This window comes from Caldisericia bacterium, from assembly GCA_026414995.1.
Taxonomy (GTDB): Bacteria; Caldisericota; Caldisericia; order B22-G15; family B22-G15; genus JAAYUH01.
On sequence record JAOAHY010000002.1, the window covers coordinates 37401 to 51534 of the forward strand.

Genomic DNA, 14134 nt, shown 5'->3' on the forward strand with positions numbered 1-14134 from the left:
GGAAAAAATGGAAATAAAGGAATTTTTAGATAAGGTAAACAGTGAGTTAAAGGAATTAATTAAAGAAGTTAGTCTAAATTATTGGAATCTCGCAACAACTGGTCAAAGAGAATGGGAAGAAAAATTAAAAGAAAGTGACTTAAAATTGAGAAGATATCTTTCAGACAAAGAGAAATTTAAATTAGTTGAAAAATATTTAAAAGATACATCATTATCAAAAATTGAATATAGAGAGCTTCTTCTTTTAAGAAATGAGATGCTTCCAAATCAAATTAGTGAGGACAAATTAAAAGAGTTATCAACAAAAGAAATTGAGATTGAATCAATTTTTGTAAATTTTAGAGGAAAAATTGATGGAAAGGAAGTCAGTGATAATGAAATTGTAGAAATTTTAAGAAATGAAAAAGATTCAAACTTAAGAAAAAAGGCATGGGAAGCTAGTAAAGAAATAGGAGAAGTTGTTGCTCCAAAAATATATGACTTAGTTAAACTTAGAAATTCAATAGCAAGAGATTTTGGTTATTCAAATTATTATGAGATGATGTTTGAATTACAAGAACTAAATGTAAATGAAGTTCACAAAATGTTTAAAGATTTTAAATCCAAAACAGATACATCTTTTATGATTATTAAAGATGAGGTAGATGAAAGAGTTGCAAGTAAACTAGGAGTTTCACAAGAAAATTTAATGCCTTGGCATTATAGTGATAGATTTTTCCAAGAGGCACCTAATGTATATAATATTCCTTTTGATGTAATATTTAAAAATAGAAATATTGAAGATTTAACAAAAAGAACCTATTTAGAAATTGGAATGGAAGTGGAAGAAATTTTAAAAAGAAGTGATCTTTATGAAAGAAAAGGCAAAAATCAACATGCTTTTTGTATTTTTATAGATAGAGAAGATGATGTAAGAATTCTTGCTAATATAAGACCAAATGAAAAATGGGCTGAAACAATGCTTCATGAGATGGGTCATGCAGTTTACGATAAATATATAGATAAAACTTTACCTGTTATTTTAAGAACTCCCTCTCACATATTTACTACAGAAGCAGTAGCTATGTTTTTTGGAAGATTATCAAGAAGACCAGAGTGGTATAAAAAAATTGTAAGATTAGATGAGAGTGAGGTTGAAAAGTTTGAAAACGAACTACACATTTCTTTGAGAGATCAACTTATGATATCAGCAAGGTGGATAATTAATTTTGTTTTCTTTGAAAGAGAACTTTATGAAAGAGAAGAAAATATAGATTCACTTTGGTATGATTTCGTTTCTCAAAATCAATTTTTAAATATTCCAGAAGAAAGAAGAGGAAAACCCGATTGGGCTGCAAAAATCCATTTTGGAACAAATCCAGTATATTATCAAAATTATCTTCTAGGTGAAATGATGGCTTCTCAAATGAGATTTTATTTAAAAGAGAATATATCAGATGATATTTTTAACAAAAAAGTCGGTGCATTTTTTATAAATAAAATATTCAAACCAGGGGCAAGTTTAAGATGGGATGAACTTTTAATTCAATCAACTGGTGAAACACTAAACCCAGATTATCTTGTAAAAGAAGTTTCAATAATCTAATAAGGAGGAAATATGAGTTTAAAGGGAAGAGATCTATTAACTCTCTATGACTTTACAAAAGAGGAATTAAATTTATTTTTAAAAGCAGGTGAAGAGCTAAAATTAAAATCAAAAATGGGAGAAAAAACACCAATTCTTTCAGGTAAAAAGCTTGGAATGATTTTTGAAAAACCATCTACAAGAACTAGAGTTTCTTTTGAAGTTGCAATGTATGAACTTGGAGGACATGCAATTTATCTTTCATCTAGTGAACTACAACTTAAAAGAGGTGAAACAATTGCAGATACAGCAAGAGTTTTATCAAGATATCTTGATGGCATTATGGCAAGAGTTTTTTCTCATAAAGATTTGGTTGAACTTGCAAAATATGCTTCAATTCCAGTTATAAATGGACTCTCTGACATGTTTCATCCCTGTCAAGTTTTAGGTGATCTTTTAACTATTAAAGAAAAGAAGGGAAGATTAGAAGGGATAAAACTAACTTATGTTGGAGATGGAAACAATGTTTGTCACTCTTTAATGATTGGTGGTGTTAAAATGGGGCTTAAAGTTGTTGTATCAACTCCAAAAGAATATGAACCAAATCCAGAAGTTGTAAAAATGGCAAAAGAAGGTGAAAAATATGGTGGAGAACTCATATTAATTGAAGATCCTATTGAAGCAGTTAAAGATAGCGATGTTATATATACTGATGTTTGGGTTTCTATGGGTCAGGAAGATAGTGAAATTAAAAAGAAAAAACTAGAGATTTATCAAGTAAATAAAGAACTTGTAAAATATGCAAAAGAAGATTTTATTTTTATGCATTGTTTACCTGCTCACAGAGGAGAAGAGGTAGTTGATGAAGTTATAGATAGTGCTAATTCAGTTGTTTTTGATCAAGCAGAAAATAGATTACATATTCAAAAGGGAATTTTATCTTTGCTTTTATAAAACTGATGAGGTTTAAAAATTGATTTTAGAAAAAAGGGAATGGATAATAATAACTATTGTTGCATTTGTCTTAGGAATAATTATAGGTTTTTACTCATCAAAACTCAGTTCAAAAGAGACATTAACTTTAAATGAAACAAAAGAAAAGATATATGTTCAGATAGTAGGAGAGATAAAATATCCAGGTGTCTATGAAATGGAGAATGGTGATAGAGTTTTTCAACTTGTTGAGAAAGCAGGTGGTCTTTCTGAAAATGCAGATATTAATTCTATAAATCTTTCAAAAAAACTAATTGATGGTGAAAAAATAACTGTATTTGCAAAAAAATCTTTAACTGAAGATGATTCAAAGACTACTCAATCTGGAATATCATCAACCAAACCTAAATCAAATCTTATTAATATAAACACTGCATCAAAAGAAGAACTTGAATCACTTCCTGGGATTGGTCCAACTCTCGCCCAAAGAATTATTGATTATAGAGAAACAAATGGATATTTTCAAACAATTGAAGATATTAAGAAAGTTTCAGGGATAGGAGATAAGAAGTTTGAGGCTATTAAAAATTTAATTACAGTTGGTCCTTGAGAAAACTATTTAGGATAATTTTTATTTTCTTTCTCCTATCCCTTTTCTCTATTAAGTATCCATTTTTAATTATTTTTTTATTTATCCCAATTTTATTTATCAGAAGAAGGGATTTTTTTATTTTCTATTCAATTTTTATAATTTTAGGACTAACAAGAGTTTATTTTTTTAAAACTCCATCTTTTTTAGAACTTAAAGAAAACATAATTAAGGGAGAAGTAGTTTCATATGAAAATGAAAATAGTTTTGTATTAAAAAACAATTTGGGAAAATTTTTAGTGTATAAAAATGGTGATTTTTTTCTAAAACCGGGTGATAAAATTTCGATTGAGGGATTTTTTCTAAATAGTCTCAAAGGAAACCCTGGAGAAGAAAGTTATTATATATATTCTTTAACCGAAGGAATAAGAGGGAATTTTTATGCAAATAAAATAGAAATTATCGAAAAAAATCAAAGTTTAATTTCAAAATTAAGAGAAAAAATTTACAATAATTTAAACATTTTCGGAAAAAATTCTGAAATTTTCGAAGGTTTTATTTTTGGAGGCAAAACAGTTGATAGTGAAATAAAAGAACTTTTTAAATATAGTGGAACAATTCACCTTTTTGCTATCTCAGGAATTCATCTTTCAATTTTGGGTGGATTTTTCTCAATCTTTCTCAATCCTTTGATTGTTATTATTATTCTTTTTATATATCTTATTATAATTCTCTTTCCAGTTTCAGCATTAAGAGCTTTTTTTATGTACTCATTCTTTTTAATTGGCAAGGTTTTCAAAAGAGAGATTGATACATTAAATTCACTTCTATTTTCAGCAATAATTCTAATTTTAATAAATCCACTTAATTTAATTTCTCCATCTTTTTTATTAACATTTATATCTACCCTCTCGATAATAACAATTTCAGAAAAATTTAAAAATAGATTACTAAAATTTTTAATGCTACCTTCTTTTATTATCTTTGGTTCTTTTCCTATTCTTATATATTTCTTCCCTTTTTTCTCTTTTATAACACTAATATCAAATTTAGTGATAATTCCTTTAATTTCATTGTTTCTTCCGGTTATTTTCTTTTTTTCGTTAATATCTATAATTTTCAAAGAGTCAATATTAATACTTAAACCAATTTGCTATATAATTGAAAAATTAGTTTCTTTTTTCTCAAACACTCCTTTATCTTCAATTGGTATTAAAAAACCTACTACTCTTTTTATTATCTTTTATTTTATTATCTATTTTATTGTTGTTTTAATTTTTTTAAAAGAAATTGAATTAAAAAAAGTAAAACAATATTTTATTATTTTTTTAATTATAACTTTGATTACATTTTCTTTTCCCTATTTAAAAGATTTTAATAACTTTAAAATAATTTTTTTTGATGTTGGAGAAGGTGATTCAATTTTGATCAAAACACCAAAAAATGAAACTATATTAGTTGATGGTGGAGGAACCTCAGATAAAGAGAAAAAAAGCCCTGGAATGAGAGTTTTAAATTCTTTAAAGAGATTGGGAATAAATGAAATTGATTATGTTATTTTTACTCATGAAGATAGTGATCATATTGAAGGGCTTTTTCATGTAATAAAAAGAGTAAAAATTAAAAATTTACTTTATCCTGATATAAATTTGTCTAATTATGGAATAGATTTAGCAAAAATTCTTCAAAAAGAAAAAATATTAATAAATAAATTGAAAAGAGGAGATGAATTTGAAATATGTGGGGTAAAATTTTTTGTTTTAAATCCTTATCCTAATGGAAAAGAATATTTGAGAGCAAATGATAATAACAATTCACTTTCTATAATTGTAGAATATGAAAATTTTAAATTTTTTTTAAGTGGTGATATTGAAAATGAAGCAATAGAAGAAATATATAATCTTTATCCTGATAAATTGAAGAATGTTTTTATATTAAAAGTTCCTCACCATGGAAGTAAAAATTCCTATAATGAAAATTTTTTTAATATTTTAAATCCTCAAATTTCAGTAATTTCTGTTGGATCAAATAATTTTGGTCATCCATCAGATGATGTTATAAATTATCTTAATTCTTTGAATTCTAAAATTTATAGAACAGATAAAGATGGAGCAGTTGAATGTGAAATAGATAATAATAAAAATTATAATATAAAAAGTTATAATTTCTCTGAAATAACTATTAATCTTTTTGAATGAATTGAGTACTCCTCGAAATTATACCCACCAAAACATTTTATAATTCTAAAACCTGCTTCTTTAAGATAAAATTCTATTTCTTTATATGTAAAAACTCTATATATTCTTATATAACTTTTATTATTTCCATTATTAATAATAACTCTTTCAGTTTTTAATCTACTTGTTTTAATATTTAATTCATTTCTCTCTAGAATATAGAAATTTCCTTCCTTTTCCCATCTTTCTTTTGGAAGATTTTTTAACATATAATAAATGTTTTCAAGATCAAGTAAAAACTTTCCATTATCTTTTAAGGAGTTATTGACTTTTTTAAGCAAAAATAGGTTTTCCTCGTCTGAAAAATAACCAAAACTTGTCCAAATTGATATTACTGCATTAAATTCATTCTGAAAATTAATTTCTCTCATATCTATTTTTTTAAAATCAATATTTTCTAAATCACCTTTTAAATTTTTTCCTATTTCAATATATTTTTCATTAAAATCAATTCCGAGACCAGAAATTCCTCTTCTTCCCAGTTCTAAAATATGTCTTCCAATTCCGCAACCTAAATCTAAAACTTTATCACCCATTTTAAGAGAAAGAGCATTTATTATAAAATCAACTTGTTTAAAAGTAAGTTCTTCTTTTTGCTTTTTAAGATAAAGCTCAAGATAATTATCATCAAAAAAATCAAAATACCACTCTTCCATATTTCCTCTTAATTTAAATCTTACAAAAATTTTTAAAAAAATTAAGTTGTTTGAATAAAATTAAAAATTTTGATATTATTAAATTGACCCTCGGGCTATCGTGTTGAAAAGGATGGGTTGGGCCAACACGGTAAAAAATGGGATTCAATATCTTTATAACTTCTTCTGGGATGGAAGAGTTATAAATGAGAATCCCACCTGCTTGGATGCAGGTTCAATCCTATCCTGACTCACGTAGCCTGGGGGATTTTTTAAATGAAAGAAATTGGAAAAGTATTAGAAAATAAAAACAAATTTTCTATAGTTGAAGTTGGTGGTTCTTATTGTGAAAGTTGTATAAGCAAAGAAAAATGTTTATTTCATAGAGAAAGAGAGAAATTGGTTGAAGCAGAAAATAAAATAAATGCAAAACCAGGAGATATTGTTCTTTTGGAAGTTCCACCAAAAAAATATGTTTTTATTACATTCGTTATTTATTTAATTCCGATAATCTCTATGTTTGTTGGTTCTATATTAGGTGAATATATATTTAAAAATATTTATTTTAAAGGAGAAAACATTACTCCAATTTTGTCAGGATTTATATTTTTAGTTTTTTCTATCCTATTAATTCGGGTTTTCAATAAATTCCTTTTGTTAAGACCTAAAATAGAAGAGGTAATTAATGAAGATTTCTTAAAAAATCTAACAGATGAAAATTCTTGATTTAAAATTAAAAGTTGATATATTAAAATTCAAGGAGATAAATTATGGGAATTGAAGGTAATATTAAAGACTTTCCTTTAATTGATGTGTTGAACCTTCTCTCCTTCGGAACAAAGACAGGAGTTCTTGTTATATCAGGTAAAAAAAATGATGAACTATTAAATGGAGAAATCTATTTTATGGGTGGAAAAATAGTTGATGCAATTTGTGGAAATAAAAGGGGAGAAGAAGCATTTTATTCTATTTTTTTGATGAGTGAAGGTAATTTTACTTTTAAAACACAAAATATAAATATAACACCAAAAATCGAAAAAAGTTTTGATAATCTTTTACTTGAAGCAATAAGAAAAGCGGATGAAATTAAAGTATTATATTCAAAAATACCAGATCTTGCAACTGTTTTAGAAACAAATCCAAATGTTGAAGCAAGTGAAATACGTCTTTCTTCTGATGAATGGCAAGTACTAAACTTATTTAAAGATAAAAAAAGCATAAAAGAGGCACTTAAAATTTCACCATTTTCTGAGTTTGAAACTTTAAAATCAATTTATCTTTTGCTTTCATTTAATCTTTTAACAAAAGCAGAAGAAATTGAGATAGATTTATCAAAAATTATTCCAAAAAGGGTTATCACTCCTGTAAAAGATGCTTTATCAATTTTAGGACTTTCTCAACCAAGAACAATTTGTGAAAAAGTTCTATTTAAAGTTGATGGAGTTAGAAGTCTACAAGATATAGCAAATGAATTAAAAATTTCAAAACAAGAAATTTTGAGTTGTTTTATAAAACTTCTGAAAGAAACAAAAATTATAGCCAATATATCTCTTGAAAAAATAAAAGTAATAGAAAGATTAACAAAGGAGGAGTAAATGAGATTAGAGAATTTTTTGTATCCTGCAATTCTTGTTTTAATATTCCACTTTTTCATTTTAATTGCTTTAAAAATTAGAAGAGGTGTATCTTTAGCATTCTTCTATCTTTTGATAGGTGGAATTCTCTCTATAATTCAGTTTGTAAGTTTTCCTGGATATCTTGCTTTATTAAGAGGTTTAAGTATTCAAGGTATACCTCTTATTCCTGTTTATTTTATCTCAATTGTTATAATTTCGATCTTTATAATATTTGAAATGTTTGATATTGAAATTAGTAGAAATTATACAATTTCTTTAATTTTTGGAAGAATTCTTGTTATTCTCCTTTTCTTTTCTATTGTTTTCATTGAATATTTATTATCTTCTTTAGGAACAGAAAAATTTCAATTAAAAAATGTTTTTGATTATGTTTATCTTATAACAGGTAAGCCAACGCAAATTTTAATAACTCTTGCATTCTTTATCGGAGCAATTTTTGTTGCTTTTCTTATTTATGCACTTTTAAGAGCTGTTAAATTACCTTTCTTTATTGCTTCAATAATTTCTATTTTTGTTGGAGGTTTAGTTAATCTGATGAGTGTTAGTTTTCCACTATTTTTCTATGTTCCACAAATGTTCTTTGGTGTTTTTTATCATTTAGCTTTTGTTGGTATAATTTTATCTTTTATAACATTTATTCTCTGGGGTTGGGTGAAAGGAAAAGAATAATTAAAGATCCGCTAATTGAAAAAATAATTAATTCAAAAAATTATAAAAATAATATAAGAAATATTGTTGAATTAGATGAAATTAAACCAAATTTAATTCCACTTGACTTTTTAAATGAAAATTTAAAAAATAAATTAGAAAAAATCGGAATAAACTTTTTTTATGAATATCAGAAGGAAGTTTACAACTCAATTAAAAATAGAGAAAATATAGCTATTATATCTCCAACTGCATCAGGAAAAACAATTGCATTTCACTTACCTATATATGAATTTATAAAAAATGGTGAAAAAGCAATTTATATCTATCCAACAAAAGCGCTAACAAGAGATCAAGAAAGGCAAATTTTAAATCTCACAGAAGAAATTAAATGTGGTGTCTATGATGGAGATACAGATATTTCGTTAAGAAAGAAAATAAGGGAGGAAGCACAAATTTTATTTACAAATCCAGAAATGATTCATTATTCTATTCTTCCCTACCACACAAATTGGAGTAGATTTATAAGCAGACTTTCTTATATTGTTTTCGATGAGGCACATATCTATAATGGAGTCTTTGGTTCAAATATCTCTTCTCTTATAAAAAGAATGAAAAGAATTTTCAAGTTTTATGAAAAAGATGTTAAATTTGTTTTTTCCTCAGCAACAGTTGGAAATCCAGAGGAGTTTTTTTATAATCTTTTTGGTGAAAAAATAAAAATAATTAGAGGAGATAAAACTCCCAGAAAAAAGAAAAAGTTCATTTTTATTAAAACACCAGATGAAAGATCAATTCTTATTGAAGCAATGTGGATAACAGAACTATTAGTAAATTCAGATTATAGAGGAATTGCATTTATGAGAAGTAGAAAAGGGGTAGAACTTTTATATAGATATTTAAGAGAGAAATTAGATGAAAAATTAACTAAAAAAGTTTTACCTTATAGAGCAGGTTATTCAAAAGAAAGAAGGAGAGAAATTGAGAAAAAGCTCCTTCAAGGAGATATAAATTTTGTAATTTCAACAAATGCATTAGAACTTGGAATTGATATTGGTGACCTTGATATAGTTTTAATTGTAGGTTATCCAGGAACAATATCTTCATTTTTGCAGGAAAGTGGAAGAGCAGGAAGAAAAAGAGAGGGGTACACAATATTTATTGCTGATAAAGATCCTTTAAATGAATATATAGTGAATCACCCAGAGGAAATTTTTGAAAAGGGGTCAGAAAATTTAATTATTGATCCAGAAAATCCACATTTATTAAAAAAACATATTTTATGTGCATCATTTGAAATTCCAATTCATAAAAACGATGATTTTTATTTTAAAGATGTATGTGAAAATTTAAAAAAAGAAGATAAATTAAAAGAAGTTGATGGTAGATTAATTCCAAATTCTCTTAATTTTCCTCATAAAAATGTCACCCTTAGAAGTTTTGAAGAAGATGATTTTATTCTTTATGATGAAGATAAAAAAGAAATTGAAAGAATTGATGAAAGAAGAGCATATTCAGAGGCACATCCTGGTGCAGTTTACTATTTTGAAGGAGACTCATTTGTTGTAAATGATTTTGATATTAGAAATAAGGAAATTTATTTAATAAAAAAGGAGGTTGATTATTATACTCAATCTCTTGAAATTGTTTCAACAAAAATTCTAAAGGAGATGAATAACAAAAAAGAAAGGTCTCTTCAAATATTTTACGGAGAATTAGAAGTAACTTCACAAATTTATGGTTATCAGAAAAGGAAACATTTTACAAATGACCTTATAGGTGAATTTCCACTTGACTTACCAAGAATAGTTTTTGAAACAAAAGGATTTTGGTTTACTATAATCGAAGAAATTAAAAAAGATGTCTTAAAGTTCCATTTTGATTTTAATGGCTCAATTCATGCACTAGAACATCTTCTAATTGGCGTTTTTCCACTTATTGCAATTTGTGATAGAAGAGACCTTGGAGGCCTATCTCACCCAATTCATCCAGATACAGATAAACCAACAATATTTATTTATGATGCTTATCCTGGGGGAGTTGGATTTTCAAAAAAAGGGTTTGATTATATCGAAAAATTATTAACTTTTGGACTTGATGTAATTAAAAATTGTAAATGCGAAGATGGTTGCCCATCTTGTATTTACTCTCCAAAATGTGGAAATAAAAATAAACCACTCGATAAAAAAGGTGCTATTTTAATTTTAGAGAAAATTTTGAATTTATAGAGTTAATTTTACAAAAATTCACCTCTCCTTTTTATTGAAAGGCTTAAAATTATAAAAAGTGTTAAGTTCATTAATATTAAAATTAATATATAAAATATAGAATTCTCTAATCTCCCTTTTTCTGCTATTTCAAGAATTGGTTTAATAAGGTAATAAGTAGGAAAAATTTTTGATATAATTTCTGGAATTTTTGGAAATAGAGTTTGAATTACTGGAAAGAAAAGAACTATTCCTCCAATTTTCCAAAATGAAAGAAGAGTCGCAAAGTCATTTAGATAAATCCCAAGAATTATTCCCAAAAATGTCGCCATAATTGTACCTAAAAATGTTAAAACTAGCAACATAAGAGGATTAATCATAAAAATATTATTAATAATTAAAATAATTATCCCAGTAAATAAACTTACAATAAAACCAAATAACCACTTTGAAAATAATATTTCATTTAACTGAAGTGATGAAGCCTTTAATGCATCAAGAGTTTTTTTTCTTTTTTCTTCAATTAACGATGTTGATGGAATAAACAATCCACCAAAAAATATAGCTATCATTACAATTAATGGAAAAACTCTTAATTTAATTGAAAGTCCTTTTTCTCCTATCTCTTCAGTTTCAATATTAACTTTAATATCTTTCTGAAACAATTTTCGAATTATATTTCCTAAAGTAACAACAATTATTGCTCTATTCCTTGCATAACTTTCACCAAATATATAACTTTTTAAAATTACCTTTTCGCCACTCTTTAATTTTTCATCAAAATATTTTGGAATAACTATCCCTATATCAATTATTCCATTACTAACGTTTGATTTTAAAGAATCAATTGATTTATACTCTTTAGTAATTATTGATTTTGTTTCATATATTATATTCTTAATGTCTGACTCTCCTTCAAAATAAATACCTAATCTTGGTGTTCTTATATAAAAAGAGCCAAGAAGTAAAGAAAGAACAATTGATATTAAAAATGGGGCAAGGAGGGACCAAATAATAATAAATCTTTTTGAGCCTATTTTAAATTCTTTTAATAATAAAATAAATATTCTCTTAAAACTCATGTTAATCTCCTTTTAAGAAAAAAAGAACCAAATAAGAATAAAATTGCCGAAGTAAATATTAATATTAAGATATTTAAATTTATTTCTTCTAAAGAAGAAGAAAAATTAATAATTTTATGAAGAGCATCTGTAATATAATGTGATGGAATTAATTTTACCCAACCTGTTAAAGAACCTGGGGCTAAGATGTTAAAAGAGGGAATTAAAAAAATAACAAAAACAAGAAATCCATATCCAATTATAGACATCATGTCATTTGCTATTGAACCTATTAAAAAACCGATACTTATTGAGAACAAACTTCCTAAAAAAAGAATTAAAAATATCAATGGGAAACTTTTAAATCCTGTAGTAATTATTGTGAATAATATAGAAGGAATTAAAGTTGTTATTAAACCTATTATAGATTTAGAAAAGAAAATTTCTCCAATTGTAACAGGAGTTGATAGAAGAGCAAAGATCGTTTTATTTTCTAACTCTTCGCTTATTAAATTTGCTAAACCAAGAGTTTCAGTAACAATAAGAAAAAATGCAAAAACAGGAATTAATCTTTTAGATGTTGGAATTTGTTTTCCTGCCATATCAACACCTATAATCTCATTTTCGCTCTCTATATTCAAAAAATATCCAAATTCTGTATGATAAAGTTCTTTTGCTATATATTCATATGCTTCTTTCATCTCCTCTTCTGTATTTGAATTTATAAAAATTTTTATAAGTTTACTTCTTTCTATATTTTCTGGAAAATATAAGCCAAATGAAATTTCTCCTCTTTCAATTAGTTTTTGTAAATCATTTACTGATTTTGCTTGTAAAATCATTACTTTTTGCTTTTCAAGAAAATAATAGACTCTTGTTAGAGGAACCTCTGAATAAATCCCAATCTTTATTTTATCTTCTTGAGTTTTTGGAAGAGCAAAATATATAATCAAGTAAGCGACAAGCCCAAGAATTGTAATTAAAGAAAAAAATCTGTTTTTGAAAAAGAGTGTTAAATCTTTTTTTGTAAGTGTTATTATATTTTTTAAATTCATTCCTTTAGACCTCTTCCTGTTATTTGTATAAAAATATCTTCGAGGGTGGCTTCTTCACTATGAACTGTAACTACTTTTTCACTTTTAAAAGTTTTTAATATTTCTTCAATAGATTCATCTCTATCAAGTATTATTTCTTTTTCATAAATTTCTCCATTTTCCTTTTGAAGTATTATCTTAAGGCCTCTTTTTCCAAATCTAGTTTTTAAATTTAGTGGATTATCAATAGCGACTATTTTTCCATTATTGATAAATGCAACTCTATCAGATAAAACATCTGCTTCATACATATCATGAGTTGTTAAAAATATTGTTTTTCCTTTTTTCTTTTCTTCAATAATTATTTTTCTAATATCTTCAGAAGAAACTGGGTCTAGACCTTGCGTTGGTTCATCAAGGAAAAGAATCTCTGGATCATTTACTAAAGAGCGAGCAACCATTAATCTTTGTTTCATGCCTTTAGAAAAAGTTTTAACTAAATCTTTCTCTTTTCCTTTTAATCCAACTTTTTCAAGAAGTTCATCTGGTTTAAAATTTTTTATTCCAAATAAATTTGCAAAAAGAATAAGATTCTCTTTTGCAGATAAATCTTCATACAAATTTGTATATTCAAAACAAACACCAATATGCTTTTGAACTTTTTTAGGCTCTTTTGATACATCAATTCCTAAAATTTTTGCTTCACCTTCATTTGGTTTAAGAAGCCCTATTAACATTTTAAAAGTGGTTGTTTTCCCTGCACCATTTGGCCCAAGAAAACCTAATATCTCTCCTTTGTTAACAAAAAAACTTATATGATCAACTGCAAGATTTTTTCCATAACTATATGTTATTCTATTTGCTTCTATAACTTTTTCCATAAAACCTCCTTTTGGATAATTATAACTGATTAGTCATATGACTATCAAGTCATGTTATTTAGATAATCCGTTTCTTAATAATTTAACAAAATAATTTTGAAGTTCTTTCAAAAAACTAACTGGAAGTTCTTTTGATGAAATTCCTTTATTTAATGCATAATCTATTATATATTTTTTGAAATTCATTACAGCGCCTTCCATAAAAATAAGAATCAAATCTATTGGTATATCATCTCTTACAAACCCATTCTTTTGGTTTTTTTCTATTATTAATTTCAAGCTCTCTCTAAATTTATTCAAAAAAAGTTTATTTATCTCTTCTTTAAATTGAATATCAAAACCAAAAAGTGCTCTTTCAAGAAGAAGATATTCATCTGGATATTCTAAGAAAAGTTTCCAATTTGATTCAAAGGATTCAATAAGATAATCAAAAACATTTATTTTTTCAAAATCAATTTTCTTTGAAATTTCAAACATTTTCTTTATTGCCTCTTTTATGGCATAAAAATACATATCTTTTTTATTAACAAAATATTGATACATACTGCCTTTAGATACTTTACATTCCTTTGCAACATCATCTATGTCGACCTTATCATATGGATTTTTTCCAAAATATTTTATAAGTGTTTTTAATATCTTTTTCCTCTTTTTAGCACTTAAATTAAAAAAAGTATTTTTTGGCATAAATTTTAATTCCTTCTTTTA

13 protein-coding genes and 1 other RNA gene are annotated in these 14134 nt (G+C 25.8%); 9 read left to right on the forward strand and 5 right to left on the reverse strand.

The window, feature by feature from the left end; genetic code table 11:
- The first annotated feature begins 7 nt into the window (after positions 1-7).
- The 4 genes from N3D74_01115 to N3D74_01130 are packed head-to-tail and all read left to right on the forward strand — an operon-like array spanning position 8 to position 5284.
- Positions 8-1585: a M2 family metallopeptidase gene (locus tag N3D74_01115; GenBank protein MCX8094780.1), complete on the forward strand. Its 1578-nt coding sequence runs from the start codon at positions 8-10 to the stop codon at positions 1583-1585.
- Positions 1586-1597: 12 nt separating this feature from the next.
- Positions 1598-2518: an ornithine carbamoyltransferase gene (gene argF / locus N3D74_01120; GenBank protein ID MCX8094781.1), complete on the forward strand. Its 921-nt coding sequence runs from the start codon at positions 1598-1600 to the stop codon at positions 2516-2518.
- A gap of 19 nt (positions 2519-2537) precedes the next feature.
- Complete coding sequence (locus tag N3D74_01125) at positions 2538-3107, forward strand: helix-hairpin-helix domain-containing protein (GenBank protein ID MCX8094782.1); 570 nt, start codon at positions 2538-2540, stop codon at positions 3105-3107.
- Positions 3104-5284: a DNA internalization-related competence protein ComEC/Rec2 gene (locus N3D74_01130; protein MCX8094783.1), complete on the forward strand. Its 2181-nt coding sequence runs from the start codon at positions 3104-3106 to the stop codon at positions 5282-5284. The genes N3D74_01125 and N3D74_01130 overlap by 4 nt, the downstream gene beginning before the upstream one ends.
- On the opposite strand, the gene N3D74_01135 is transcribed toward N3D74_01130, so the two are convergent.
- On the reverse strand, positions 5245-5979 hold the full coding sequence (locus N3D74_01135) for a class I SAM-dependent methyltransferase (protein MCX8094784.1): 735 nt from the start codon (positions 5977-5979) through the stop codon (positions 5245-5247). The genes N3D74_01130 and N3D74_01135 overlap by 40 nt on opposite strands.
- 83 nt (positions 5980-6062) lie before the next feature.
- On the opposite strand from N3D74_01135, the gene ssrS reads away from it, so the two are divergent.
- From ssrS to N3D74_01160, 5 genes are all read left to right on the forward strand, one after another.
- A non-coding RNA gene (ssrS, locus tag N3D74_01140) (6S RNA) lies at positions 6063-6230 on the forward strand.
- A 4-nt stretch (positions 6231-6234) separates the two neighbouring features.
- On the forward strand, positions 6235-6684 hold the full coding sequence (locus N3D74_01145) for a SoxR reducing system RseC family protein (GenBank protein MCX8094785.1): 450 nt from the start codon (positions 6235-6237) through the stop codon (positions 6682-6684).
- Positions 6685-6728: 44 nt separating this feature from the next.
- Positions 6729-7553, forward strand: coding sequence for a DUF4388 domain-containing protein (locus N3D74_01150; protein ID MCX8094786.1), 825 nt, complete (start codon positions 6729-6731; stop codon positions 7551-7553).
- The gene (locus N3D74_01155) at positions 7554-8264 is read left to right on the forward strand and encodes a hypothetical protein (protein ID MCX8094787.1); all 711 of its coding nucleotides are present in this window, start codon (positions 7554-7556) and stop codon (positions 8262-8264) included.
- Positions 8243-10471, forward strand: a complete 2229-nt coding sequence (locus tag N3D74_01160; GenBank protein MCX8094788.1) for a DEAD/DEAH box helicase — start codon at positions 8243-8245, stop codon at positions 10469-10471. The genes N3D74_01155 and N3D74_01160 overlap by 22 nt, the downstream gene beginning before the upstream one ends.
- A gap of 8 nt (positions 10472-10479) precedes the next feature.
- Here N3D74_01160 and N3D74_01165 read toward each other — a convergent pair whose 3' ends face one another.
- From N3D74_01165 to N3D74_01180, 4 genes are read right to left on the reverse strand one after another with little or no spacing between them, the layout of a single operon-like run.
- Positions 10480-11532: an ABC transporter permease gene (locus tag N3D74_01165; protein ID MCX8094789.1), complete on the reverse strand. Its 1053-nt coding sequence runs from the start codon at positions 11530-11532 to the stop codon at positions 10480-10482.
- Positions 11529-12566, reverse strand: a complete 1038-nt coding sequence (locus N3D74_01170) for an ABC transporter permease (protein MCX8094790.1) — start codon at positions 12564-12566, stop codon at positions 11529-11531. Before N3D74_01170 ends, N3D74_01165 begins: the two co-directional genes overlap by 4 nt.
- The gene (locus tag N3D74_01175; GenBank protein MCX8094791.1) at positions 12563-13426 is read right to left on the reverse strand and encodes an ABC transporter ATP-binding protein; all 864 of its coding nucleotides are present in this window, start codon (positions 13424-13426) and stop codon (positions 12563-12565) included. Before N3D74_01175 ends, N3D74_01170 begins: the two co-directional genes overlap by 4 nt.
- A gap of 54 nt (positions 13427-13480) precedes the next feature.
- A complete protein-coding gene (locus tag N3D74_01180) occupies positions 13481-14113 on the reverse strand; it encodes a TetR/AcrR family transcriptional regulator (protein ID MCX8094792.1) in 633 nt (210 codons plus the stop codon).
- Between the last annotated feature and the right edge of the window lie 21 nt (positions 14114-14134).